Source organism: Sphingopyxis macrogoltabida (assembly GCF_001307295.1).
In the GTDB taxonomy this organism is placed as follows: Bacteria; Pseudomonadota; Alphaproteobacteria; order Sphingomonadales; family Sphingomonadaceae; genus Sphingopyxis; species Sphingopyxis macrogoltabida_B.
The window spans coordinates 414,255-438,352 of the sequence record NZ_CP012700.1; the positions used below are offsets into that span (position 1 = coordinate 414,255).

The window sequence follows — 24,098 nt, forward strand, 5'->3', positions numbered from 1 at the left end:
GGAATGGGAATCAGAACACGCATAACCGACTTGCTCGGGATCGAGCATCCGATCGTCCAGGGCGGCATGATGTGGGTGGGAACCGCAGAGATGGCTGCGGCGGTTTCCAATGCCGGTGGCCTCGGAATCATCACCGCGCTCACCCAGCCGTCTCCCGATGCGCTGCGCGCCGAGATCGAGAGATGCCGGGAGCTTACCGACAAGCCATTCGGCGTCAATTTGACGATCCTGCCGTCGATTAATCCCCCGCCCTATGCCGACTATCGCAAGGCGATCATCGACAGCGGCACCAGGATCGTCGAAACCGCAGGCTACAAGCCACAAGAGCATGTCGACGATTTCAAGGCGCATGGCATCATCGTGCTCCATAAGTGCACGGCTGTCCGGCACGCCCTCTCCGCCGAACGCATGGGCGTCGATGCCATTTCGATCGATGGCTTCGAATGCGCCGGGCATCCGGGCGAGGATGATGTTCCCGGGCTTATCCTGATTCCCGCCGCTGCCGACAAGATCAAGGTTCCTATGCTCGCATCGGGCGGATTCGGCGATGGGCGCGGGCTGGTGGCAGCCTTGGCGCTCGGCGCTGACGGTATCAACATGGGGACGCGCTTCTGTGCGACCAAGGAAGCCCCCATCCACGACGATATCAAGCGCGCCATGGTCGATAACGACGAGAGGGGGACCGACCTGATCTTCCGCAGCTATCGCAACACCGCGCGCGTCGCAAAGAACAGCGTTTCAGCCGAAGTCATTGCGGCCGAACGGGAAGGAAAGCCCTTCGAAGCGATCGCGCATCTCGTCAAGGGCGCGCGCGGGAAGGAAGGGCTGGACCGCGGCGATCCCGATCATGGGATATGGACGGCTGGCATGGTTCAGGGTCTCATCCATGATATCCCGACGTGTCACGAACTCATCGACCGGATCATGGGCGAGGCCGAGTCGATCATCGCGAAGCGGCTGGCGGCGATGATGCCTGGAGCGCTCACGTCATGAACGTCGATTTCGATCCATCGCTCGAAGCGTTTCGCGAGGAAGTCTGCGCGTTTCTCGATACGGCACCCACCGACGCGATCCGCGAGGCGGGGCGGAAGACCACAAGCGTTTTCGCGCCGTTCGAGGCGACAATGGAATGGCACCGCCTTCTATATGCGCGCGGCTGGGCCGCCCCGGCCTGGCCCGTCGAATATGGCGGGACCGGTTGGTCGCTTGAGCAACGCTATATTTTCTCCGAGGAGCATTGGAAGCGCGATCTGCCGCCGCTCCTGCCCAACGGCCTGATCATGGTCGGCCCCCTGCTCATGGAGCTTGGCACGCCCGAACAAAAGCGCCGGCATCTCCCCGGGATCCTTTCGGGCAAGGATTACTGGACCCAGGGCTATTCCGAACCGAGTGCCGGTTCTGATCTTGCCGCCCTGTCATGCTCGGCCCTGGCCGACGGTGACGATTATATCATCAACGGCCAGAAGACATGGACGACCCTCGCCCACAAGGCCAACAAGATGTTCATGCTCGTGCGCACGAACCGGGACGGCAAGAAGCAGCAGGGCATTACCTTTCTCCTCCTCGACCGGACCGACTATCCCGGCATGCACATCCGTCCCATCATCGGCCTCGATGGTGTGGCCGAGCAATGCGAAGTATTTTTCGATAACGTCCGCGTCCCCCAGGCGGGCCGCGTGGGCGCCGAGAATGAAGGCTGGAGCGTCGCCAAGGCGCTGCTCAAGCATGAGCGGGGCGGCGCTGCGCATAGCCCGGCGATCAGGCGCAAACTCGATGCGATCCGGGCCGCGGCGAGGGATGCAACGGCGTCCTTTGGCGGACCCCTCAGCGAGGATCCGGTATTCCAGCGCGACCTTGGGGAACTCGAAGCCGAAGTCGCGTCCTTCGAGCATGTCGAGAAGCTGGTGCTAAGCGGCCACGCCCTCGCCGACGATCCCGCGATGCCGTCGCTCAACAAGGTGATGAGTTCGGAACTCTCGCAGCTGCTGTCGATCATGATGACGCGTGTTGCCGGGATCGACGCGCTGCCGTTGCAATTGGAAGCCCTTGAGGTCGGGTCCGGCGTTCAACCCCTGGGCGATCCCTTCAGCCTCGTGGCGATGCCCTATTATCTGAATACCCGGGCCGCTTCCATCTATGCCGGCAGCAACGAGGTCCAGCGGGACCTCATCTCCCGCAATCTCCAGACCCTTCGCGCCTGAGGCAGAGCCCATGAATTTCGAATTCTCCGATGAGCAGGTCATGCTCCGCGACAGCCTCTCCCGGCTGCTCGATCAGCGTTACGCCTTTGAATTGCGCCGACGCATCATGGCTGGTCAGGCGGAAACCGGAATCTGGAGCGAACTCGTCGATATGGGGATTGTCGCGATGCCGCTTCCCGAAGCCTGCGGGGGACTGGGCGGTTCGGCCTCCGACATTGTGGCGATATCGGAGCTCTTCGGTCGCCATCTGGTCATCGAGCCTTTGCTTCCCTCGGTGATCCTCACGGGCCGGGCGCTCGCTCGCTTCGATCCCGCGGGACCGGTGCCGCAATGGATTGCCGATATTGGCACCGGAGCTTTGCGCGGCGCCTTCGCCCATGAGGAAGGTAGCGGCACCGGCGCCTCTTCGACGCTGTCGACCAAACTCTATGAAGGTGAGGCCGGTCCGCGCATCCGGGGTAGCAAAAAACTCGTTCTTGGAGGCGGAGAAGCAGGGGTGCTGCTCATCTCGGCGCTCTCGGAGACGAAGGCGGTCTGCCTGGCCGCAGTGCCCGCCGATGCCGAAGGCATCGAAGTGCGGCGATATCGCGCGCTCGATGGCAGGCCCGTTGCGGATATCCTGCTCCATGACGTCGCGGTCGACAGGGCTGCCATCATGGCGGGCGCCGATGCGGAGCTGGAGGCCTTGCTCGCGGATGCCCGGCTCGCACTCGCCGCCGAAGCCGTCGGGGCCATGGCCGTCCTGATGGCAACCACCGCAGACTTCGCGGGCACGCGCGAGCAATTCGGTCGGCCGATCGGAAGCTTTCAAGCGATCGCGCACCGGCTCGCCGATATGAAGATTGCCTATGTCAAGGCGCGAGCGTCGCTTCTCTATATCGCGGCGCTGGCCGACAGCGGACGGGCAACGAGCCGGGATATTTCGGTATTGAAGGCGCAGGTTGGCAGGCTGGGGCGCGAGACCGCGCAGGGGGCCGTACAGATCCACGGCGGCATCGGCATGACCGACGAGCTTCCGGTCGGTCATTATCTCAAACATATTCTCACGATCGACGGTCTGTTCGGCAACACGGACTATCATCTGCGTGAAATCGGCAGGGTAGTCGCCGCTGCGTGAACAGGGGGGAAGCGTCAGCTTCCCGTTTCAGAAGCTATGGAAGGTACCAAAAATGACCAAGAGCTTACGCGCTGACACGATGGCCACCGATAGCGCTGCTCTCGAGCAGTTGCTGCAGCGTCAGCGCAAGGCCCATATTGCGGACGGTCAGGCGAGCGCGGATTTGCGAATTGACCGGCTCGATCGCTGTGCTGCCTTGCTTCGCGACTATTCCGCGCGGTTCGAAGAGGCAATCAATGCCGATTTCGGCAACCGGTCGCGCCACGCATCGGCTATCACCGACATCATGAGTCCGCTTGGCGCGCTGCGCGACTGTCGGGCCAATCTGCGCAAATGGATGCGCAGCGAACGACGGCCGGTCGAACCGAGGTTGCTCGGCCTCTTCGGCGCCCGGTCGGAAATCCGGTTCCAGCCCAAAGGCGTGATCGGCATCATCGCGCCGTGGAACTTTCCGGTGGGTCTCGTCTTCTCTCCGCTTGCCGGCGTTCTGGCTGCCGGGAACCGGGCGCTGATCAAGCCGTCGGAATTCACGCCGCGAACGTCGGATCTGCTCCAGCAATCGATCGCCGAATATTTCGCGCCTGACGAGGTCGCGGTCGTGACAGGCGGTGCCGATGTGGGGGCCGCCTTCGCGGCGTTGCCCTTCGATCACCTGATATTCACCGGCGCCGGCTCGGTCGCAAAGCATGTGATGCGCGCTGCCGCGGAGAATCTCGTGCCCCTGACGCTCGAGCTTGGCGGGAAGAGCCCTGTGATCCTCGGTGCGAGCGTGGACATGCCCGTCGCCGCAGCGCGGATCATGGCCGGAAAAACCCTGAACGCCGGTCAAATATGCCTGGCGCCTGATCATATATTCGTGCCTCGTGGGCTACGCGACAGCTTTGTCACCGAGGCACGGCAGGCGACCGAGGCGATGTTCGGCTCCCTCAAGGATAATCCTGACTACACGGCCATGATATCGGACAGGCACTTCGAGCGCGTGCGCGGCTATGTCGCGGACGCGCGTGAGAAGGGTGCCACGATCGTCGAGATCAACCCCGCTGGCGAGACGTTCGAACAGCAGGAGCATCGCCGGATACCTCCGACACTCATTCTCGATGCGACCCGCGACATGGCGGTGATGCAGGACGAGATATTCGGGCCGCTTCTGCCGGTCGTTGCATATGACAGCGCCGAGGAGGTTGTGGCGGAGATCAATGCGCACGACCGGCCGCTTGCGCTTTACTATTTTGGATCGGAAGCGGGCGAACGCGATCGCATCATCGATGCCACGACCTCGGGCGGTGTGTGCGTCAATGACGTGATCATGCATTGCGCGCAGGAAAATCTGCCTTTCGGCGGCATCGGGCCTTCGGGTATGGGTGCCTATCACGGGATCGACGGCTTTCGCGAATTCAGCCATCGCAAGGCGATCCACACTCAGCTCGGCAGGGATCTGGGGCCGATGAAGCTTTTCAGGCCGCCCTATGGCGCCAAGCTTCGCGCCTTCGTCGACAAGCAGATCGGAGCGGGCGCCCGGTAGAAGGAGCTAGCCGTCGAATTTGAACACGCTGTCCGCGCGCGCCAGACCAATCGACTGATCGGGGACGCATTGGTACATGAGATATTCGACGGCCCTCCCGTCCCCCCGACCCTCGGCGACCGCCATCACATGGTTCAGCCAGGAATAGCGCGCGTGGCTGGTTTCGAAGCGGGGCTGCGTCGCAAAATAGGTCTCGCCGAAATCGACCGTCTCGCCGGCCTTGTATTTGGCCGCAGCCTGCGGCGTCGTGTTGGCGACCCCGAAATATTGGACGAAGATGTTCGCCATGTCGTGGGTGACGATGACGAGCCGAACGTCGATGTGAAAGACGCCCTCCTGGTCGATCAACTCGAACTCGCCTCCGACAGGCGCGACCGTGCCCTTGATACGTGGGCCTTCGACGGTGCCGCCGCCCAGCTGCCACACGTTGCGGCGACCCTTTGGTATCGGTCCGATCGGATAGCGGTTGCCCAGATCGACGCGCATGCGCAGCAGGGGTTCAAGGTGCATGCTCTTCTCCATCAAGTTGGAATGCTCGGCTGCTACGGGCTGTCGTTTGGAAGCGGGCAGCGTCGTATCCTAAGACGGGCCGCGATAATAATCAATTGACCAATTAACTTGCCACCTGACGTCCGCTTGCCTATCGATCGGTTTTAGGAAGACGCTGCGCGCGCAAGTGGCGAGCCGGACGTATAAGGATGGGAGACAGCTGAGATGAAAGGGACAGCAGCAGCGCAGACGCCCGTGATCATCGCCGTCGGCGAGATTGTGGACCGCCCGGATGACCCGGGCAAGGCGCTCGAACCTGTGGCGCTGATGGCAGAAGCGCTGCGCCGCGCGGCGGCGGAAACGCCGGCCGTTCTCGGCGCGCTGGACTCGATCGATCTCGTCGGACAGGTCACCTGGCGCTACCGCGACCCCGTAGCTCTTCTTTGCGAGAAGCTCTCGATCGGCCCCGCCCGTGCCCAAAATGCCAGCATGGGCGGCGAAACGCCTATTCGCCTCCTGCACGAGGCAGCACTCCGTATCGCGCGGGGTGACAGCGCCGTTGCCGCGATCGTCGGCGGTGAGGCCGTCAATGCGATGGGCAAGGCGCGCAAGGCCAAGGCGAAGCTCGACTGGACCCCGCTCGCTCCCAAAGAGGAAACCGTCGCGGTCGACTTCGCCTCGCTTCCGATGCGCAAGGCCTCGAAAAAGCTCGGAATGACTGCGCCCGTTCATATCTACCCGCTCTATGAGAACGCCTTCCAAGCCGCCCGCGGGCAGACCCCGGCCGAGGGCCGCGCCGCTGCCGCCGAACTCTGGGCGGACTATGCCAAGGTAGCCGCGTCCAATGAAACCGCATGGTTGCGTTCCGCGCCGGGAGCGGCAGAGATCGGCACGCCTTCGGAGAGCAACCGGCTGGTGGCCTTTCCCTATCCCAAGCTGATGGTCGCGAACCCTTCGGTCAACCAAGCGGCCGCGATCGTCGTGGCAAGCCTCGAATGGGCCCTCGCCAACGGGATTCCCGAAGAGCGGCTGATCTATATCTGGGATGGCGCGGCAGCGCAGGAGCCCGGGGATTATCTGGAACGCGACCGCTATGACCAGTCGACCGCGCAGCGCGTGGTTCTGGAGCAGGCAGTCGAGATCGCTGGCGGCGATGCCTCCGCGATCGATCTGGCGGAAATGTACAGCTGCTTTCCGATTGTGCCCAAGATGGCGCTCGAGACGCTGAAGCTGCGGCCGGACGTCAAGCCGACGGTGACCGGCGGGCTGACCTTCTTTGGCGGCCCGATGAACAATTATATGAGCCACGGCGTCTGCGCGATGGTCCGGGAGATGCGGGCCGGAAAGGGAACCACAGGCCTTCTCTACGGCCAGGGCGGCGTCGTATCCAAACATCATGCGCTGTTGATCTCGACGCGGCCACCGGAGAAGACTTTGAGGCCGGACTATTCGGTTCAGGCCAGGGCGGACGCGTTGCGCGGCTCCGTGCCCGAATTTACAGAGACCTATGAGGGCGCTGCCACCGTCGAAACGCACACGATCATTTATACGCCGAAGGGCGAGGTCCTCCACGGCGTCGTGATCGCGCGCACCGCAGATGGCCAGCGAACGATCGCGAAGGTACGGCGTGACGATGATCGATCGATCTTGGTCCTCTCCTCGCTCGACGCCAATCCCATCGGCACGTCCGGCCATATTCGCATCGATGCCTTTGGCGCCCGAATATGGGAGGTAGGCGAGAAGCGCGACCGGCGCGCGGCGCCGCACCGCTTCTGTCTCGTCGAACGCGACGGGCCGATCACTCTGGTCACGATCAATCGCCCCGACGCGATGAACGCGTTGACGCCATATGCGAACGAGGAGCTGGCCGAGGTTTTCGACGACTTCCAGGCTGATCCCGATCAGTGGGTGGCCATCCTGACGGGGGCCGGCGACAAAGCCTTTTCGTCGGGCAATGACCTCAAGTTCACCGCGCAGTCGATGGCTGCGGGGTTGCCGCTCGAGACACCGACCAAGGGATTTGCCGGCCTCACCGCGCGCTGGGACAACAACAAGCCCGTGATCGCCGCGGTAAATGGTATTGCCATGGGTGGCGGCTTCGAGATTGCATTGGCCTGCGACCTCATCATCGCGGCCGAAGGCGCCGTTTTCGCTCTTCCCGAGCCCAAGGTTGGCCTCGCCGCTCTTGCGGGGGGGCTCCACCGTCTGCCGCGGCAGATCGGCCTCAAGCAGGCCATGGGCATGATCCTCACCGCCCGCCGCGTATCGGCCGCTGAAGGTCTGTCGCTTGGCTTCGTCAATGAAGTGGTGCCGCAAGACGAACTGCTCGCAGCGGCGCGGCGTTGGGCCGATGACATCGCCGCGTGCAGCCCGATGTCGATCCGGGCTTCCAAGGAGGCCGTCATGAAAGGCCTGGACGAAAGCGACCTCGCGGCCGCCTATGGGAACCAGACGCGATATCCGGCGATCGGAGCGCTTTTCCGGTCGGACGATGTGCGCGAGGGGCCGCTCGCGTTCGCCCAGAAGCGGCCACCGGTCTGGAAGGGCCGATAGGTTTTCTCGGGGTCTGCCGGGAAGGAGAGGGGGAATGGGTGTGGCGACAGCTTTTGATCTGACCGGGCGCGTGGCGCTCGTGACCGGCGCTTCGTCCGGACTTGGCGCGGGCTTTGCGCGCGTGCTCGCTGAGGCCGGCGCTAAGGTGGTCCTTGCGGCGCGGCGTGTCGACCGGCTCGAGGCAGAGGTCGATGCGATCAGGGGGCAGGGCGGCGAGGCGCTCGCCGTGGCCCTCGATGTCACGGACGAAGCCTCGACAATAGCGGCCTATGATGCAGCCGAGGCAGCTTTCGGAACTGTCGACACGATTGTCGCCAATGCGGGTATCGCGAGCGACAACGCCGCCCTGCACCTCACCGCCTCGCATGTCGACGATCTGCTCGCTGTCAACGTCCGGGGCGCCTTCCTGACCGCCACCGAAGGAGCGCGGCGGCTCGTGGCAGCGGGAAGCCGCGAGCGCGAGCATGGCCGAGTCGTCATCATCGGCTCTATCACGGCCGAGCGGGCGCTGCCCGCGGCGTCCGTTTACGGCGCGACCAAGGCCGCTGCGCGCCATATGGCCAAGGCATTTGCGCGCGAATGGGCGCGGCGCGGCATCAATGTGAATGTCATCCAGCCTGGCTATTTCGAGTCCGAGATGACGGCGGAGATGGTCGGAAGTGAAGCGGGGCAGGCCTATATCGCTTCCTTTCCGCGCGCCCGCTTGCGCCCGGCGAGCGATCTCCACGCGCCGCTGCTGTTTCTCTGCTCGGACGCATCGCTCGGGATAACCGGTACGGTCATCACCGTCGATGATGGACAATCGCTATAAGACATCCTTGCGACTTGCCTCTCCCGCTTTGGCTCCGGAGGGGGCGTTAGCCTCCGGTCAGCGCAGAAACTGGCCGTCGTCGACCTTGAGGATCGTCCCGGTGACCGCTTCCGAGGCGGGCGACACCAAATAGAGCAAGCTTGAATCAAGTTGCTCCGGCAAACCCAGCCGCTTGCGCGGAAAGGTGCCGATAAAGGCGTCGCCGGTCCGTGACCGCATCCCGTCCATCATCTCGGAATCGAACGAGCCCGGGGCAATGCAATTGACGTTGATATGAAAGCGCGCCCATTCGATCGCCAGGGCTTCGCTCATCCGCACGACCGCAGCCTTGCTCGTCGCATAAAGGGCGGCACCCTGCCTGGGCGCCACAAAGGCCGCTATCGAGGCTATATTGACGATCCGCCCGTGTTGCCTGGCCTCGATGAGCCGCGTTGCAACCTCGCGCGCGAAGAGGAAGGGCGCACGCACGTTCACGTCGAGCACGCGATCGATGAGATCGAGCGGCATGCGCGTTGCGAGCTGCGCATCGGGAATGCCGGCGTTGTTGATGAGGATCCCGGTTGTTCCGAAAGCCGCCTGCGCCTTATCGACAGCCTCGACGATTTGCCCCGGGTCAGCGACATCGGCTGCGACGGCGGTCGCTCTGCCGCCCGCCGCCTCTATCTCGGCGACCAGCGCTTCGAGGCGTTCGATACGTCGGCCGACGACCGTAACGGCGGCACCCGCCGCTGCGAGCGTTTTGGCAAAGCGGTGGCCGAGCCCCGACGAGGCCCCGGTGACGATCGCAGACTGGCCCGCGAGAAGCGAGGCATCCTTCGGCGCGGCGGTCATCGCGATGTGGCTCCGGCAGATTTGTCCCTGGCCCAATATTCGTCGCGGATGAGGCGTTTGTAGAGCTTGCCGGTGTCGAGCCGGGGGAGCGCTTTCGAGAAGTCGATCTGACGAGGTGCCTTGACGTGACTGAGCTTCTCGCGCGCGAGCGCGGTAAGTTCAGCCGCAAGCGCGTCACCGGCGTCGGACCAGTGGACGGGCTGAACGACCGCGATCACGCGCTCGCCCATCTCTTCGTCCGGTCCGCCGATCACGGCGACGTCCGCGACCTTTGGATGTGTCACCAGCAGATTCTCGATCTCCTGCGGATAGATGTTCACCCCACCCGAGATGATCATGAAGCTCTTGCGGTCGGTGAGATAGAGATAGCCTTCCTCGTCGACCCAGCCGATGTCGCCGAGCGTCGTCCATCCCTCCGCATGCCGCGACTCGTCGGTCTTGGCAGCGTCGTTGTGATACTCGAACCGCGGCCCGCCGCTGAAATAGATCGTGCCTTCCTGCCGAGGCGGAAGCTCCTGTCCTTCTTCGTCGCAAATGTGGAGCTTCGTCGTCAGGGGCCTGCCGACCGAGCCCTTGTGAGCGAGCCACTCCTGAGGCCCGATGAAGGTCCCGCCATTGCCTTCGGATCCACTGTAATATTCATGAATGATCGGACCGAACCAGTCCATCATCGCTTCCTTGACCGGGACCGGGCAGGGGGCGGCGGCGTGGACCACGGTGCTCAGCGACGAGACGTCATGGGCGGCGCGCTCGCCCTCCGGCATCTTGAGCATGCGGATGAAATGAGTCGGCACGAATTGCGCGATCGTCACCTTGTATCGCGCGATGGCGGCGAGCGCCGTCTCGGGGGCAAAGCGCTCCATGAGAACGACGGTGGCGCCAAGGCGCATCATCGCCATCGTCCAGCGGAGCGGTGCCGCATGATAAATGGGGGCAGGGCAGAGATAGATGCTGTCCGCCGACGCGCCGTAGAGTTGCGTCGCCACCATGACGACCGAGTCCGGCTTGTCGATGGGCTCGCCGCAGATCGGGCTCGGCTTGATGCCTTTCGGCCGTCCCGTCGTGCCCGACGAATAGAGCATGTCATAGCCCGCCTGTTCGTCGGCGACCGGGACTGGGGGCATTGCGCTGCGCTCGGACTCGAAATCGAGATAGCCCGCGATCCGGCCGCCTGTTGCGAACAGGTCGATATCGAGGTCGCGCCGCGCGATTTCCGCCGCGACCTCGCCTTGCGCGGCCGAAATGATGAAGATCCGGGCGCCGCTGTCGCGCAATATATATTCGACTTCGTCAGCCTGGAGCTTGTTGGAGATGGTGACGAAGTAGAGGCCTGCACGCTGGGCAGCCCAGGCGATCTCGTAAAAAGCGGGCGAATTGGGAAGGCACATCGCGATCGTCGAGCCGGGAGCCAGTCCGAGGGCCCTAAATAGCTGCGCGCCCTGGTTCGAGCGGCGGTCGAGATCGGAATAGCGCAGCGCCTCGCCCGTTTCGGCCATGATCAGGGCGGGCTTGTGGGGCGTCGAGCGGGCATGGATCGAGGGATGCATAGTGTCCGTCCTCTCAGGGGATCATCACGGCCTTCACGCACCGTCCGGCGTGCTGGTCGGCAATGGCTTCGTTGATCTGCGATAGCGGATATCTGCGAACGAGACGGTCGAAAGGCAGCTCTCCCGCCTTGTAGAGCTCGATCATGCGGGGGATGAACATATCGGGTAGGCTATCGCCTTCGATGATGCCCATCACGATATGACCCGCACCGACCAGTTGGTTGATCGAAAGACCCAGCCGATCGTCGGCGGGGCTTGCGATTCCGACAAGTCCGAAGGTCGCGCGCGGCGCCAATGCAGTCATCGCGGATTCGATGACCTCTCGCCGGCCTGTCGTGTCGAACGCATAATCGACCCCGACCGGGACGATTTCGCGGATTGCCGTCGCAAAGTCGGCGGAGGCCGGATCGATGACGTGCGTCGCACCAAGTTCGAGCGCCAGGGCCCGGCGTTCCTCCCGCGGCTCGACAACGAGGATGGTGGCACATTCCTGGACCTTGGCGCCGAGGACCGCACTCAGCCCCACCGCGCCGGCGCCGATCACAAGAAGCGACGAGCCTTTGGGGCAGGCGAGCGAGTTCATCACCGCGCCCACGCCCGTCTGGACACCGCAACCCAGCGGGCCAAGCAACTCGATCGGCAGCGCTGGGTCGACGCGGACGGTGTTGCGTTCATTGGCAAGTGCATAGGATGCGAATGACGACTGGCCGAAGAAGTTCGCACTTGCGGGTTCTTCGCCGACACAGAGCGTCCGGCTTCCGTCCACTCGGCAGCCGCCATAGTTCATTTGTGCGAAGCGAACACAATAGGCCGGCCGGCCCTCATCGCACCGGGGGCATTCGCCGCAGCTGTTGAAGGTCAGTACGACATGATCGCCAGGGCGCACCTTCGACACCCCCTCGCCGACGCGCTCGACGATACCCGACCCTTCATGGCCAAGCACCGCCGGCGCCTTCATGATCTGGAGACTTCCGCCAAAGGCAAGGTCGGTATGACAGAGGCCGACGCCCGCGATGCGGACCAATATCTCGCCCGGCCGCGGATCTTCGAGCATGATATCCTCGATATCCCACCGCCCCCCCGGGGTGCGGGCTACCGCGGCGAATGCTTGCTTGGCCATGCTCCATCTCCCATGCGCCGTCGCCGTTCGTCCATTGTCGAAAGGGGCAGCGGCGATCCTTGCTCGCGTGGAATTATCAATTGGCAAAAAAATAATCAATCAACTAATGAAATTCTCTGATGCTCGTGATGGGCGCTGACGCGAAGAGTGTGAGGGAGAGTGACAGTGGCCGGGGACGCGTTTCGTGAGGATATTTTCAAGAACAGGACATTGTTCGTCGCCGGAGGGTCAGGTGGCATCAATCTCGCGATTGCCGAGCGATTCGCCGAACTCGGGGCGAACATAAGCCTCATAAGCCGCGATGCCGAGCGGGTGTGTGCAGCCGCCAGGAGCATTGATCCGGGTGGTGCGCGCGCAATGGGGCTCGCCGCCGATGTTCGCGATTTCGAGGCGGTGGACGCAGCCTTCGCTGCGACGGTCGAACGGTTCGGGGAGATCGACTTCGTCGTTTCCGGTGCTGCTGGAAATTTTCTGGCACCGGTGATTGGCATGTCCGCAAACGCATTCAAGACGGTCATAGACATCGACCTTCTGGGCACTTTCAACGTGATGCGCGCTGCGTTCGACCATTTGCGCAAACCTGGCGCGTCGCTCATCTCGATTACGGCGGGACAAGCCATTCGCCCGACGATGTTCCAGGCGCATGCCGGCGCGGCAAAGGCAGGGATCAACAATCTGACCCAGACGCTCGCGATGGAGTGGGGGCCAACCGGCGTTCGCGTAAACGCCATCGCTCCGGGGCCGATCGGCGATACTGAAGGCATGCGCAGGCTGACCCCATCGGAGGCTGCGACCGCGGCGTTGAAGAAACGGATTCCGCTGCGCGACTATGGCGTCAAGCGCGACATCGCCGATCTCGCGGTATTTCTTTGCACCCCCAATGCAAAATATATCACCGGAGCAATTCTCGATTGTGACGGAGGTTCTGTGCTCGGTGACGCGTCGGCAGACGCCCTCACTGTCCCGCCGCGATAGGCAAGGACCGCTCAGCCTTCGAGGAGGTTGTCCTGTAGCCGGCCAAGATCGCTATCCGAGAGGCCGAGGACGTCCTTCGCGAAGCTGGATATCGAGCCATGCCGCCACTCCAGTTCGCGAAAGGCAGCCTCGATATAGCTGCGATCGGCGCGCATAAGGATTTCGAGCGCATCGGGCGCCAGGCGTTCCATCCACTTTCCTTGCATGCCCGCCGCCGCCGCACTCGCGGTCAGGCGTTTCCAGTCGAGCAGTTCGGCCGTCTTGCAATAGTCCGCGATGATATATTCCCGGCGAATTCCGATGAGATCGAGCAATAGTGCGATGGCGATGCCGGTGCGGTCCTTCCCGGCCGAGCAGTGGATGAGCACCGGCAGGCTGCCTGCGGCGATATGGCGATACAGGCTGGCGAGATGCGTCGCGTGCCTGTCGGCCAGGCTTCGGTAGAAATGCCGCACTGCTTCGGCATAATCATCGGGCTTGAGGTCGCGCGCAAACAACCGCTGATCGCCTGAAAGATCGATATCGCCCTCGTCCCAGACCAAGGTAGTGCGCTTTTCCGCAAAAGCCGGAACGGTCGGATGGAGCGCGCGCTCGCTGGCCAGGCGCAGGTCTGCGATCGTGGAAATCGCGTCGAGCGATTCGTTGCGGATATCGTCGCTCGTCAACTCGTCCAGCCGGGCGGACCGCCATATCAGCCGTCGCTTCAAAACCCTGCCATCGCGGGCCGGATAGCCGCCGACCTCCCGAAAGTTCTGGCCGCCGGCAAGTGCGACCAGCCGGTCCTCTTCGATCACGACAGTCTCGGTCATATGATATCCCACAAAAAGGTGCGCCCGTGCGCCGCGTTTATCAACCAGTCTCGGGTTTCCAATCTGTGACGCCATTCCCTTCGACTTTGGCGTCATCGCCCGGTGCCCGGGCTCCATCCCCGCTCATGCTAGACCGGAAGAACCCGCCCCAGCCTTATTATGTGATTGATTAATTGATTGTGCAACCCGGTCGGGGGATGCTAGCTCACCGGATCAGCAATGGAAAAGGTCCGCGGATGACAGGCAAGCCGCTTCGCGTTCAGGTCGAAAGCGCCGAAGACGTAGCCGTCGTGCGCTTCGCCAATCCGCCGCACGGCACCGTCTCGAACGGCGGTGCGGCGGACCTTGTCGCGGCGATCAGGCCCCTCCTCGCGGCGGCCGAAACACGAGCGATCATTCTCACAGGCGGTCAGGACGGCATCTTCATCCGCCACGCCGACGTCCGGCAAATTGCAACTTCGCTTGAACGCGTAGGCATGGGAAGCGTCGATCCGCAAGCCTTTGCGACCAGCGCATTCGCCGAACTCGGCGCGATGCTCGACGCCGCCGAAAAGCCGGTGATCGCCGCGATTGACGGCCTGTGCATGGGCGGCGGCTTCGAAATTGCACTCGCCTGCACCATGCGGATCGCATCGCCCGCCGCCACCGCGATCGGCCTTCCCGAAATTCGCCTCGACATCTTCCCCGGCGGAGGGGGAACGCAGCGGCTGTCGCGACTGGTCGGACGCCATCGGGCCCGCCTGTTCATGCTCCGCGGCGACGTCATGACGGCCAGCCAGGCGCTGGCGGCCGGCCTTGTCGATGAAGTGGTCCCCTGTGCGCTCGATCGTGCCCTCGAATTGGCCGGCATGTTCGCCGGCCGTTCGACCGCCGCGGTGTCCGCGATCCTGCGCCTGACGGCCACTGACGAAGACCGGGAGAGGCTGGCCGCGGAAGCTTGCCGGTTTGGCGAGCTTGGCCTCACCGGCGAGGTGCTGCCGGAGGCGCTCTTCCAGTTCGCAGAAGGCGATGTCGGACTTGAAGCGATGCGATGAAGGGGCTGTGCGCAGCGTCAGGCGTCAGGCGTCAGGCGTCAGGGCTCCGGCGAAACTCTGACGACGAGCTTTCCGTCGTTGCCCCCTGTAAACAGCAGGTCGAGCGCGGCCACCGCCTCCTCGAGCCCGTCGACGACATGATCCTTCCAGGCAAGCCGGCCCTCGGCAATCCACGACGAGAGGTCGGCGAATGCTCCAGGCGCCTGGCGAAGATAATCGATCACGATGAAGCCTCGAACGGTCAGGCGCTGCATGAGGATTCGCCCGAAGTCGCGCGGCCCCGGCATTGGCCCGTCCTCATTGTAGGCGGAGATCATTCCGCACAGCGCCATGCGGCCATCCTTGCGGAGACGCGAGAAAACGGCATCCATGATCGGACCGCCGACATTTTCGAAATTCATGTCGATACCTGTCGGGTACAGCCGGTCGAGCGCGACACCGACATCCTCGTTGCGATAGTCGATCGCCGAATCAAACCCCAGCGTCTCGGTAAGCCAGCCGCATTTTTCCGGGCCGCCGGCAATCCCGACCACTTGCGCGCCCTTGATGCGGCCGATTTGACCGACGATCGAGCCGACGGCACCCGCCGCCGCGGACACCGCCAGGACTTCGCCTTCCCGAGGCTTGCAGATGTCCAGCAGCCCGAAATAGGCCGTCAGTCCCGTCGCCCCGAGGACCGACAAATAGGCCGTCAGCGGAACTCCAGCCTGCGGCGCGATACGACGCGATCCGCGCTCATTCGCTATCGAGTAAAGCTCCCAACCGCCGGTCGATGGCAGGACGAGGTCCCCGACGCGAAAGCGGTCCGAGCGCGAAGCCTCGACGACCCCGATCGTGCCGCCGCGCATGACGTCGCCCACACCGACCGGAGGCAGATATTGGTCGCGATCGCTCATCCAGAGCCGGTTCGTCGGATCAAGCGAAAGATAGAGGTTGCGAACCAATATCTCTCCGTCCGCGAGCGGGCCTATGGGCGTTTCCCGCAGTTCCAGGTCCGCAGCGCCAGGCGCGCCTTGCGGACGGCGCTTCAATATCCATTGGCGGTTCTTCATATCCTATCTCCTTAAGCGCGGGACAGCGACCAGAGCCAATTCCCATCCGGGGCGCGCGGCGACCCTTTCACAAGAAAGTCTGACCATGATTGCCATCAAATTCTGCCTGCGGCGGTTGCCCGCTCTCACATTGTCCGAATTTCAGGACTATTGGCTCAATCAACATGCACCGCTTGTTCGCAGCGTTGCCGAGACGCTTGGCATCCGCCGCTATGTCCAGTCGCACGCCCTTGACGACGACGGGCTTACCCGTGCTTTGGCTGGCCGCGGCTGCGAGCTTCCGCCCTACGACGGTATTGCCGAGCTTTGGTACGATAGCGCGGCTGCCGTGCGAGCGGCGGGTATGACCGAGGCAGGACGCGCCGCAGGCAGGCTGCTGCTCGCCGACGAGAAAAGGTTCATCGACCTTCCCAACTCGCCCATCTTCTGGGTTCAGGGGCACGACATCATCAGCAATGGATAGCGGCGGGCGAATGCGCCGCCCGCCGCTATTTGTTATCGGCTCCAATCCGTCAGCCAAAGCTTCGACGTCAAAGCCTTTCGATGATGATCGCCGGCGCCATGCCGCCGGCGGCGCACATGGTGACCAGGCCATAGCGGCCGCCCGAGCGTTCGAGTTCGTCGAGCGCGGTGCCGATCAGGATCGAGCCGGTCGCGCCGATCGGGTGACCGAGCGCCATCGAACCGCCGTTGATGTTGACCTTTTCACGATCCAGATCCAGGTCGCGGATGAACTTCTCGGCAACGACCGAGAAGGCCTCGTTGATTTCCCAGACGTCGATGTCGTCCTTGGTCAGCCCCGCCTTTTCGAGCACCTTCTTCGCCGCCGGGGCCGGGGCGTTGAGCATCAGCGTCGGGTCGTCGCCGATATTGGCATAAGCGACGATGCGCGCGCGCGGGGTCAGGCCGTTCTTCTCGGCATAGGCTTGCGACGTGAGCAGGATCGCCGCGGCGCCGTCGACGACGCCCGACGAATTGCCCGCATGATGGAAATGCTGGATTTCGAGGTCGGGATAGCGGCGGTTGATCTGCTTGCGGAAGGTCACCCCGCCGCCAAGATCGAAATCGGCCAGGCCGCTGAAGCTGGGCTTCAGCGCGGCAAGCCCTTCGGCGGTCGTTTCGGGGCGCGGAAACTCCTCGCGGTCGAGCGCAACGCTGCCGTCTGGGTTAAGGACGGGGACGACCGACTTGCTGAAACGGCCTTCCTTGATCGCCTTGTCGGCGCGCTGCTGGCTGACGAGCGCGAGCGCATCGAGAGCCTCGCGGCTGATGCCTTCCATCGTCGCGATCGCGTCGCCGCAAATTCCCTGGTGCGATTGCGGGTGGAGCGTGTCGAGCGCTTCATGACCCGATCCCATCATCTGGGGGGCAAGGCCGGCGTTGGCCTGCTCAGCGGCGTGGCTGGCGGTAAAGCTCATCATTTCGGTGCCGCCGGCGATCACGCAATCTTCCATACCCGACATCACCGACGCCGCCGCGAAGTTCACCGAACTGATGCCGCCGCCGCAGAAGCGGTCGAGCGTCGTGCCGCTCGCCTTGATGTCATAGCCCGCCGAAAGCGCCGCCATGCGGCCGAGGTCACCGCCCTGCTTGCCGACCTGGCTCGACGTCGACCAGACGATGTCGTCGACCGTTGATGTGTCGAGATTATTGCGGTCGCGGATCGCAGCGAGCACCGTCGCGGCAAGATGCTGCGGGTGAAGGTGCGAAAGCGCGCCCTTGCCGGGCTTGCCGATCCCGCGCGGGGTGCGGACGGCGTCGATGATATAGGCTTCAGTCATGAAAGCATCCTTGCAAGAAGTTGGTCCGATCCAGAATTAGTCGAGCGATTAATTTAATCCCTCGCTTCGATCAAGCGAATTGGTCGGTGCGGACGGAGGGCTCGGGAGCCCGACCGGCAGCGAGGCTGCATGCAAAAAACGCTTGCCTCGTCGCATAATCAATTGAATGATTAAATAGAGCCAATTGTTTGCGGCCACCTGATGGGAGAAAATCCGGATGAGCTTTTTCGATAGCTTCACGATGACGATCGGCGGCAAGGCCGTCTCGTCGAGCGAGACGATCGATGTCATCAATCCGGCAACCGAGGAGATCGTTGCCAAAGCTCCCGACTGCTCGGAAAAGCAGTTGGATGACGCCGTGGCCGCCGCCCGCGCGGCCTTTCCCGGCTGGCGTGCTACACCGATCGAGGAGCGGCGGCGCGCGGTGGCCAGGATTGGCGAGGTTCTGACCGAGCACCAGGCCGACTTCGCCCGTCTGTTTACGCTTGAGCAGGGACGCCCGCTCGACGGCGCGGCGCAGGAGATCGCCTTCGCCGCCTATTGGGCCAATGAGGTATCGAAGCAGGACATTCCGGTTACCGTCACCGAGGATAGCGCTTCAAAACGGTCCGAAACGCGCCACGTCCCGCTCGGGGTGGTCGCGGGCATCGTACCCTGGAACTTCCCGGTCAATCTCGCCGTATGGAAGATCGCACCGGCGCTGCTTACCGGCAATACCCTGGTGCTCAAGCCTTCGCCCTTTACACCGCTCACGATGCTCAAGTTGGCCGAGCTTCTTCGCGAGCATCTTCCGCCAGGCGTGTTCAACGTGATCAGCGGCGGCGATCGCCTTGGCCCTTGGCTGACCGCGCATGAGGGCATCGACAAGATCAGTTTCACAGGCTCGACCGCGACTGGCAAGCGCGTCATGGAAACCGCGTCCAAAGGCCTCAAGCGGGTGACCCTCGAGCTCGGGGGCAATGATGCGGCAATTGTCATGCCCGATGTGGCGCTGGATGAGGTGGCCGACAAGCTCTTCTTCTCGGCCTTCGCGAACAGCGGCCAGATCTGCATCGCGACGAAGCGGATGTATGTGCACGAAGATGTGTATGACAAGGTGGCGGATGCACTTGTCGCGCGCGCGCGCGCCGCGAAGGTCGGCGACGGGCTCGACCAGGGAAGCAATTTCGGACCGATCCAGAACCGCCCCCAGTTCGAACGTGTCAAGAATCTCATCGAGGACGCCAAGCAGCAGGGGCTGCGCTTCCTTGCCGGCGGCGACGTTCCCGAAGGAACTGGCTTCTTCGTTCCACTCGCGATCGTCGACAACCCACCCGAGGATAGCCGCGTGGTGCAGGAGGAGGCTTTTGGCCCGGTCCTCCCGCTGCTGAAGTTCCGCGACATCGACGAGGTGGTCGCTCGTGCCAACGCCTGCGAATATGGTCTCGGCGGCTCGATCTGGTCAGCCGACACGGAGGCCGCAGCGGACATCGCGTCGCGTCTCGAGACGGGAACCGTGTGGATCAACGACACGCTCTACATCATGCCCTGGACGCCCTTCGCGGGTCACAAGCAATCGGGGATCGGCGTCGAGAACGGCAAGGAGGGACTGCTCGAGTTCACGGTGCCCCAGACGGTTACGATCGCCAAATAGGTCCAGCGGAGCTTGGCGTCGGTCTCGGCGCGAGGGGGCAGAATCGTGCGGCTGCGGCTGGAGGCGCCACGCCTGGGCCGCGGCGCCTTGCGTCCTTCCCGCGCAGCTCAACCGGGGCGGCGCGCCGTCAGTTCGCGCGCGGGTCGGCCGAGATTCCCCTGATAAGGTTGTTGCAGAGCTCCGATACGTAGCGGCGTTTGAGATCGTCGTTGATCTCCTCAAGGCCGAACACATGTCGCGCCTGGTGGCGTGAATGGAACAGCTGGTCGCAGGCCCCGACGATCATGAAATAGAAGACCAGAGGATCGACCTCGCGGAAGATGCCCTTGGCCCGGCCTTCTTCCAGAATCGCGCGCTGCGCCTTGGCGACCGGCAGGCTGATTTCCTCGGCGATCTGCTTGCCATAATCGCCCGACGGCTCGTTGGCCAGCTCGTGCATCAGCCGGTTGACATAGGGATATTGATAATAGGTGTTGACCATGCCGCTGATGTGGATGCGCAACTTGTCCTGCGGCGAAATATCCATTTTCAGCAGCTGCTGCAGGTCCGCCATTCCCTGACCCAGCCGGCGGCGAAGCAGCGCCATCAGCATGCCCGCCTTGTTGCCGAAATAATATTTGACCAGCGCAGAATTGACCCCGCTCCGCGCAGCAATTTCGCTCAACGAAATATCGGTCGTACCCCGCTCGGCCATCAATTGTCCCGCCGCTTCCAGCAGTCGCTCGCGAGACTCCGCTGTCGACGAACCGCCTTCCGCCTCGATCTGCACCTTCATTCGTCACTCCCTGTGGTCGTCCCGGCACGACCATCCCCTGCAATCGGCCCGCCGCAGCTTGCGGCTAGCCGTTCGGATATGGCGTAAATTAATTGATTGAACAATATATTCCCACGCCCTGTGGCGGCGGCGCTGGTCCTATTTGCCAGCCGGTCCAGGCGATAACCTCCACAGCGTTCGCCAGATATAGATGGCCTGCGCGACGCTTGCCTGAAATTATCTATGCGATTAATTGATGGTCCATCGCAATTGAAAAAGTGAGGAGAGTGAGGCCATGGACCTGCAGTTCAGCCGCGCCGACAGGGCGTTCCAGGCCGAGGTTCGCCGCTTCTTCGAAACCGAGTTCCCGCCTTCTGTCCTGAACAAGGTTCGCACCGGTCAGTTTCTCCGCCGTCAGGATTATGAAGCCGCACAGCAGGCGCTCCAGGCCCGTGGCTGGTTGGCTGCCAGCTGGCCCCGCGAGTTCGGAGGCACGGGATGGACGCCGGTCGAACGCTATCTGTTCGAAGAGGAAATGGAGCTGGCGGGCGCGCCGAACCTGATTCCGATGGGCCTCATCTATATCGGGCCGATCATCTGTGCGTTCGGCACGCCCGAACAACAGCAGCGCTGGCTGCCCGACATCCTCTCGTCGCGCTCCTTCTGGGCGCAAGGCTATTCGGAACCCGACGCGGGGTCCGACCTCGCCAGTCTCGCCTTTTCGGCGGTACGCGATGGCGACGATTATATTCTGAATGGCTCCAAGATATGGACAAGCGGCGCCCACATCGCGGACTGGATTTTCTGCCTCTGCCGGACTTCGCACGAAGAAAGAAAGCAGGACGGCATATCGCTCATCTGCGCCCCGATGAATTGCGAAGGCATCAGCGTGCGGCCGATCGTTTCGATCGATGGCGCGCATGAGCTGAACCAGGTCTTCTTTACCGACGTCCGTGTTCCCGCCGCAAACCGCATCGGGGAGGAGGGGCGCGCGTGGCATTATGCAAACGTCCTTCTCAAGAATGAGCGCCTCTCTTACGCGCATGTTGGCCGCAAGAAGCGCGACCTTGCGACCCTCCGCACGATGGTCGCGGGCGACCGCGCCTTCGCCCGGCGGCTTGCCGATGCAGAATTTACGGTGATGGTGCTCGAACAGCAGGTTCTGAAGGCGCTTGTGCATGGAAGCGATGCGGCCACCGTCGCAAGTCTGAAGATCGGTTGCACGCAGGCCGCGCAGTTGATCACCGAGCTGTATATCGACCGGGCAGGGGAGCATGCGGCGCCCTTTTTCGATCGCTCTCGTTCCGACTGGCATGAGGCGACGCCGCTCATTCCCGAGTTTGCCGCGGTCGCCACGGCTTCCTATTTCTTCGAGCGCGCGCAAACGATCTACGGGGGGACCACGGAAATTCAGAAGAATCTGGTCTGGCGCGCCATCGACTCCGCTCGCTGAGCGTCGGTCGCGCTCCGTGCCGTCATGTTTCGGCGCATGTCACGCCGGGAGGCGCGACGGTTCAGCTTGATCGCGCATCATTAATTGGGTAATTAAAATGCTGTGACTTTACGGTATGGCAGCGAGAATAGCATATGATGGGAATGGCGGACGGCAAGGCGATGCTTACGGGCTTGAAGGTCGTCGATCTCACAACCGTCGTCTTCGGACCCTATTGCACCCATATTCTCGCTGAGCTCGGCGCCGACGTCATCAAGGTCGAAGTGCCGGGAAGCGGGGACTCTTTTCGCTGGTCGGGCAAGGCGGCCGCGACCCACGGCATGGCGCCTGCTTTCATGGCAATCAACGGCAGCAAGCAATCGATCGCCCTCGATCTCAAGACCGCTGCCGACCTCGAGACGATGAAGAAGCTTCTGTCGGATGCGGATGTGTTCGTTCTCAATGTCAGGGGCAAAGCCGCCGAACGTCTCGGCTTGGACTATGAAGCGGTAAAGGCGATCAAGCCCGATATCATTTATGCGCATTGCGTCGGCTTCGGTCAGGATGGCCCCTATGCCGATCTACAGGCCTATGACGACGTCATCCAGGCAGCGTCGGGGACGGCAACGCTTCTCCCCCGCGTCGATGGCGATCCGCGCGCGCGCTATCTGCCCTCGCTGATCGCCGACAAGGTCGCCGGTCTTCATGGGGCGCACGCGGTGCTCGCCGCCATTATCCATCACATGCGGACTGGCGAGGGTCAGCTCGTTGAAATTCCGATGTTCGAGGTCTTCACCAATTTCATGCTGCTTGAGCATCTCGGCGGTCTGGCCTTCGACCCTCCCAATGCTCCGGTTGGCTATTTTCGCCAGATCGATCCCGATCGCCAGCCTTTCCCGACCTCCGACGGCTACGTGAGCATCGTCGCTTACACCGACGAAAGCTGGTCGCGGATATTCGAACTGCTTGGCAATCCGGGCTTCCTCGATCAGGACGCGTTCGCAACCCGCAAGGCGCGGGGGCGCAATCTCCCGCTCCTTTACCGCGAAATAGCAAGGTTGACGCCAGGCTTCACGACCGCCGACCTCGTTGCGCGCTGCCATGCCGCGCAAATCCCGGCTCAGCCTGTCCGTGACCTCGCCGACATCATGAATGATCCGCATCTTGCCGCCACCGGCTTCTTCGAAGCCTATGAGCATCCCACCGAAGGACGGTGCTTCCGGATGGGGCATCCTGTCCGCTTTGGCGTATCGCTGGGAGGAGCCGGCAAGGTCGCCCCGGCGATAGGCGAACAGAGCGAAGAAATCCGCCGATCCATCTCCGGATGACCGCTTTTGGTGCGGGCCTCGAATCCCGCATCCGAAGCCAGATTCCGCGCGATGACGGCATTGTGTGAAGCCACCGCCCGAAACAAGGGCGGGGCAAGGAGCAGGAGAGAAGATCATGCGCGCCAGACTGCGCCAAGAGGCTGACTGTATTGCGGTTTACGCCGTCACCTTCCTCGTTTGGGGCGCCATTTTGATGACGATCGCCGCCAAGCTCTGACCTTGCCGCGCAAGGCTCGCACTCCCGGCAAGATCGATGCGGCTTGATCGCGCCGCTGCGCCGGCCAAACCGGCACACCGCCGTGCGATTGGCTCATTGCCCCATGGAGAGTTTGAGCTGGGCTCCGGTAATGCTCGCCGCCTCGTCTGAAAGCAGAAAGGCGACGACGCGAGCGGCCGCCTGGGGCGAAATCCAGTCGCTCAGGTCAGCATCCGGCATGTCCGCCCGGTTCGCCGGCGTACCGATGATGGACGGCAGCACTGCGTTCTTTGCCATCGTCGGTAGTCAGAAAGGACGCGCGCAACTGGCCGTTGTCAAAACGGGCCTGTGCCGAAATCATGCTTCCTTTGATGATCGCAGAGGCGTTTTCGGGACCGAGGTTCGATGCGCGCCTCGGCGTTTGTACGTAACCCTGTGCGGCAAAGATACATCCAGTTCCGGTGCCAGTTGGAGTTGCACATCTCCCGATCAAACGCATGATCGCGGTCACGCCACATTTGCAGGCGTGTGACCGGGTTCCGCTACGTATGTCCAGGCGCAAGCTAAAGGTAGCGGTTCGTGCCCCGATGTGCGTTTCCTTTGCGCGGTCACTCTTTTTTTGAAAACGATGCTCGATTATTTTCAGATTATTAAATAGCGGCCGGAATTTCCGAGGCATAACTTCCCAAGTGCGACTCATTTCGGTCGCGATTTCGGAAGGAAGATGTGATGAAACAGCAGGACAGCAGTGACCTGATCGACCTCGGCGCCGTCGGCGTCGAGACCCGAGGCATCGAACCGGTCGGTCCCCGCGATGAAGATACCAACGAGCACTTCCTGCTCGTCGGCGGCATCACCGCTGAAGACTGACCCTCAGGGCGGCGCGCCGCGCTGCGGCGCGCCGTACCTCTGG

At 62.9% G+C, this 24,098-nt stretch carries 21 protein-coding genes and 1 pseudogene; 13 read left to right on the top strand and 9 right to left on the bottom strand.

Annotated elements, in window-relative coordinates; translation table 11 throughout:
* Nucleotides 1–3 precede the first annotated feature (3 nt).
* From AN936_RS02030 to AN936_RS02045, 4 genes are read left to right on the top strand one after another with little or no spacing between them, the layout of a single operon-like run.
* Nucleotides 4–993, top strand: coding sequence for an NAD(P)H-dependent flavin oxidoreductase (locus AN936_RS02030; RefSeq protein ID WP_054586685.1), 990 nt, complete (start codon nucleotides 4–6; stop codon nucleotides 991–993).
* Nucleotides 990–2,201, top strand: coding sequence for an acyl-CoA dehydrogenase family protein (locus AN936_RS02035; protein ID WP_054586686.1), 1,212 nt, complete (start codon nucleotides 990–992; stop codon nucleotides 2,199–2,201). Before AN936_RS02030 ends, AN936_RS02035 begins: the two co-directional genes overlap by 4 nt.
* Complete coding sequence (locus AN936_RS02040) at nucleotides 2,137–3,318, top strand: acyl-CoA dehydrogenase family protein (RefSeq protein WP_084758114.1); 1,182 nt, start codon at nucleotides 2,137–2,139, stop codon at nucleotides 3,316–3,318. Before AN936_RS02035 ends, AN936_RS02040 begins: the two co-directional genes overlap by 65 nt.
* A 52-nt stretch (nucleotides 3,319–3,370) precedes the next feature.
* The gene (locus tag AN936_RS02045; protein WP_054586688.1) at nucleotides 3,371–4,840 is read left to right on the top strand and encodes a coniferyl aldehyde dehydrogenase; all 1,470 of its coding nucleotides are present in this window, start codon (nucleotides 3,371–3,373) and stop codon (nucleotides 4,838–4,840) included.
* A gap of 6 nt (nucleotides 4,841–4,846) precedes the next feature.
* Here AN936_RS02045 and AN936_RS02050 read toward each other — a convergent pair whose 3' ends face one another.
* Entirely contained in the window at nucleotides 4,847–5,350 is a 504-nt protein-coding gene (locus AN936_RS02050; protein WP_054586689.1) for a DUF3237 domain-containing protein, read from the bottom strand.
* A 204-nt stretch (nucleotides 5,351–5,554) separates the two neighbouring features.
* Between AN936_RS02050 and AN936_RS02055 the strand changes: the two genes are divergently transcribed.
* A complete protein-coding gene (locus AN936_RS02055) occupies nucleotides 5,555–7,882 on the top strand; it encodes an enoyl-CoA hydratase-related protein (protein WP_054586690.1) in 2,328 nt (775 codons plus the stop codon).
* 34 nt (nucleotides 7,883–7,916) lie between these two features.
* Entirely contained in the window at nucleotides 7,917–8,693 is a 777-nt protein-coding gene (locus AN936_RS02060) for an SDR family NAD(P)-dependent oxidoreductase (protein ID WP_054586691.1), read from the top strand.
* Nucleotides 8,694–8,750: 57 nt separating this feature from the next.
* Here the strand turns inward: AN936_RS02060 and AN936_RS02065 are convergent, their stop codons facing one another.
* From AN936_RS02065 to AN936_RS02075, 3 genes are read right to left on the bottom strand one after another with little or no spacing between them, the layout of a single operon-like run.
* Nucleotides 8,751–9,524 (bottom strand): SDR family NAD(P)-dependent oxidoreductase, encoded by a 774-nt coding sequence (locus AN936_RS02065; protein ID WP_054586692.1) that lies wholly within the window; start codon nucleotides 9,522–9,524, stop codon nucleotides 8,751–8,753.
* Nucleotides 9,521–11,071, bottom strand: coding sequence for an acyl-CoA synthetase (locus AN936_RS02070; protein WP_054586693.1), 1,551 nt, complete (start codon nucleotides 11,069–11,071; stop codon nucleotides 9,521–9,523). The genes AN936_RS02065 and AN936_RS02070 overlap by 4 nt, the downstream gene beginning before the upstream one ends.
* Before the next feature lie 13 nt (nucleotides 11,072–11,084).
* Complete coding sequence (locus AN936_RS02075) at nucleotides 11,085–12,191, bottom strand: NAD(P)-dependent alcohol dehydrogenase (RefSeq protein ID WP_054586694.1); 1,107 nt, start codon at nucleotides 12,189–12,191, stop codon at nucleotides 11,085–11,087.
* A 165-nt stretch (nucleotides 12,192–12,356) separates the two neighbouring features.
* On the opposite strand from AN936_RS02075, the gene AN936_RS02080 reads away from it, so the two are divergent.
* Nucleotides 12,357–13,166 carry an SDR family oxidoreductase gene (locus AN936_RS02080; protein ID WP_054586695.1) on the top strand — a complete coding sequence of 270 codons (810 nt, stop codon included), beginning with the start codon at nucleotides 12,357–12,359 and terminating at the stop codon, nucleotides 13,164–13,166.
* Between the two features lie 11 nt (nucleotides 13,167–13,177).
* On the opposite strand, the gene AN936_RS02085 is transcribed toward AN936_RS02080, so the two are convergent.
* Nucleotides 13,178–13,975: a tyrosine-protein phosphatase gene (locus AN936_RS02085; RefSeq protein WP_054586696.1), complete on the bottom strand. Its 798-nt coding sequence runs from the start codon at nucleotides 13,973–13,975 to the stop codon at nucleotides 13,178–13,180.
* 236 nt (nucleotides 13,976–14,211) lie between these two features.
* Between AN936_RS02085 and AN936_RS02090 the strand changes: the two genes are divergently transcribed.
* On the top strand, nucleotides 14,212–15,009 hold the full coding sequence (locus AN936_RS02090; protein WP_054586697.1) for an enoyl-CoA hydratase/isomerase family protein: 798 nt from the start codon (nucleotides 14,212–14,214) through the stop codon (nucleotides 15,007–15,009).
* 38 nt (nucleotides 15,010–15,047) lie between these two features.
* Here AN936_RS02090 and AN936_RS02095 read toward each other — a convergent pair whose 3' ends face one another.
* A complete protein-coding gene (locus AN936_RS02095; RefSeq protein WP_054586698.1) occupies nucleotides 15,048–16,061 on the bottom strand; it encodes an NADP-dependent oxidoreductase in 1,014 nt (337 codons plus the stop codon).
* Between the two features lie 85 nt (nucleotides 16,062–16,146).
* Between AN936_RS02095 and AN936_RS02100 the strand changes: the two genes are divergently transcribed.
* Nucleotides 16,147–16,524, top strand: a complete 378-nt coding sequence (locus tag AN936_RS02100) for an EthD domain-containing protein (RefSeq protein WP_054586699.1) — start codon at nucleotides 16,147–16,149, stop codon at nucleotides 16,522–16,524.
* Nucleotides 16,525–16,591: 67 nt separating this feature from the next.
* Here AN936_RS02100 and AN936_RS02105 read toward each other — a convergent pair whose 3' ends face one another.
* Nucleotides 16,592–17,842 (bottom strand): acetyl-CoA C-acetyltransferase, encoded by a 1,251-nt coding sequence (locus AN936_RS02105; protein ID WP_054586700.1) that lies wholly within the window; start codon nucleotides 17,840–17,842, stop codon nucleotides 16,592–16,594.
* Between the two features lie 217 nt (nucleotides 17,843–18,059).
* On the opposite strand from AN936_RS02105, the gene AN936_RS02110 reads away from it, so the two are divergent.
* Nucleotides 18,060–19,475, top strand: a complete 1,416-nt coding sequence (locus tag AN936_RS02110; RefSeq protein WP_054586701.1) for an aldehyde dehydrogenase family protein — start codon at nucleotides 18,060–18,062, stop codon at nucleotides 19,473–19,475.
* A gap of 127 nt (nucleotides 19,476–19,602) precedes the next feature.
* On the opposite strand, the gene AN936_RS02115 is transcribed toward AN936_RS02110, so the two are convergent.
* A complete protein-coding gene (locus AN936_RS02115; protein WP_054586702.1) occupies nucleotides 19,603–20,250 on the bottom strand; it encodes a TetR family transcriptional regulator in 648 nt (215 codons plus the stop codon).
* 274 nt (nucleotides 20,251–20,524) lie between these two features.
* Here AN936_RS02115 and AN936_RS02120 point away from each other — a divergent pair, with 274 nt between their 5' ends.
* A complete protein-coding gene (locus AN936_RS02120; protein ID WP_054586703.1) occupies nucleotides 20,525–21,682 on the top strand; it encodes an acyl-CoA dehydrogenase family protein in 1,158 nt (385 codons plus the stop codon).
* Nucleotides 21,683–21,816: 134 nt separating this feature from the next.
* On the top strand, nucleotides 21,817–22,989 hold the full coding sequence (locus AN936_RS02125; protein ID WP_231732804.1) for a CaiB/BaiF CoA transferase family protein: 1,173 nt from the start codon (nucleotides 21,817–21,819) through the stop codon (nucleotides 22,987–22,989).
* Between the two features lie 310 nt (nucleotides 22,990–23,299).
* On the opposite strand, the pseudogene AN936_RS23925 reads toward AN936_RS02125, so the two are convergent.
* A pseudogene (locus tag AN936_RS23925) lies at nucleotides 23,300–23,473 on the bottom strand (NAD-dependent oxidoreductase); the annotation flags it as partial.
* Nucleotides 23,474–23,914: 441 nt separating this feature from the next.
* Between AN936_RS23925 and AN936_RS24975 the strand changes: the two are divergent.
* Complete coding sequence (locus AN936_RS24975; RefSeq protein WP_158213705.1) at nucleotides 23,915–24,055, top strand: hypothetical protein; 141 nt, start codon at nucleotides 23,915–23,917, stop codon at nucleotides 24,053–24,055.
* Nucleotides 24,056–24,098: the final 43 nt, after the last annotated feature.

Bases quoted from the DNA above. Each gene is read 5' to 3' on its own strand.
- AN936_RS02030 (WP_054586685.1), top strand. From the start codon at position 4: ATGGGAATCAGAACACGCATAACCGACTTGCTCGGGATCGAGCATCCG.
- AN936_RS02035 (WP_054586686.1), top strand. From the start codon at position 990: ATGAACGTCGATTTCGATCCATCGCTCGAAGCGTTTCGCGAGGAAGTC.
- AN936_RS02040 (WP_084758114.1), top strand. From the start codon at position 2,137: ATGCCGGCAGCAACGAGGTCCAGCGGGACCTCATCTCCCGCAATCTCC.
- AN936_RS02045 (WP_054586688.1), top strand. From the start codon at position 3,371: ATGACCAAGAGCTTACGCGCTGACACGATGGCCACCGATAGCGCTGCT.
- AN936_RS02050 (WP_054586689.1), bottom strand. From the start codon at position 5,350: ATGCACCTTGAACCCCTGCTGCGCATGCGCGTCGATCTGGGCAACCGC.
- AN936_RS02055 (WP_054586690.1), top strand. From the start codon at position 5,555: ATGAAAGGGACAGCAGCAGCGCAGACGCCCGTGATCATCGCCGTCGGC.
- AN936_RS02060 (WP_054586691.1), top strand. From the start codon at position 7,917: ATGGGTGTGGCGACAGCTTTTGATCTGACCGGGCGCGTGGCGCTCGTG.
- AN936_RS02065 (WP_054586692.1), bottom strand. From the start codon at position 9,524: ATGACCGCCGCGCCGAAGGATGCCTCGCTTCTCGCGGGCCAGTCTGCG.
- AN936_RS02070 (WP_054586693.1), bottom strand. From the start codon at position 11,071: ATGCATCCCTCGATCCATGCCCGCTCGACGCCCCACAAGCCCGCCCTG.
- AN936_RS02075 (WP_054586694.1), bottom strand. From the start codon at position 12,191: ATGGCCAAGCAAGCATTCGCCGCGGTAGCCCGCACCCCGGGGGGGCGG.
- AN936_RS02085 (WP_054586696.1), bottom strand. From the start codon at position 13,975: ATGACCGAGACTGTCGTGATCGAAGAGGACCGGCTGGTCGCACTTGCC.
- AN936_RS02090 (WP_054586697.1), top strand. From the start codon at position 14,212: ATGACAGGCAAGCCGCTTCGCGTTCAGGTCGAAAGCGCCGAAGACGTA.
- AN936_RS02095 (WP_054586698.1), bottom strand. From the start codon at position 16,061: ATGAAGAACCGCCAATGGATATTGAAGCGCCGTCCGCAAGGCGCGCCT.
- AN936_RS02100 (WP_054586699.1), top strand. From the start codon at position 16,147: ATGATTGCCATCAAATTCTGCCTGCGGCGGTTGCCCGCTCTCACATTG.
- AN936_RS02105 (WP_054586700.1), bottom strand. From the start codon at position 17,842: ATGACTGAAGCCTATATCATCGACGCCGTCCGCACCCCGCGCGGGATC.
- AN936_RS02110 (WP_054586701.1), top strand. From the start codon at position 18,060: ATGAGCTTTTTCGATAGCTTCACGATGACGATCGGCGGCAAGGCCGTC.
- AN936_RS02115 (WP_054586702.1), bottom strand. From the start codon at position 20,250: ATGAAGGTGCAGATCGAGGCGGAAGGCGGTTCGTCGACAGCGGAGTCT.
- AN936_RS02120 (WP_054586703.1), top strand. From the start codon at position 20,525: ATGGACCTGCAGTTCAGCCGCGCCGACAGGGCGTTCCAGGCCGAGGTT.
- AN936_RS02125 (WP_231732804.1), top strand. From the start codon at position 21,817: ATGATGGGAATGGCGGACGGCAAGGCGATGCTTACGGGCTTGAAGGTC.
- AN936_RS24975 (WP_158213705.1), top strand. From the start codon at position 23,915: ATGAAACAGCAGGACAGCAGTGACCTGATCGACCTCGGCGCCGTCGGC.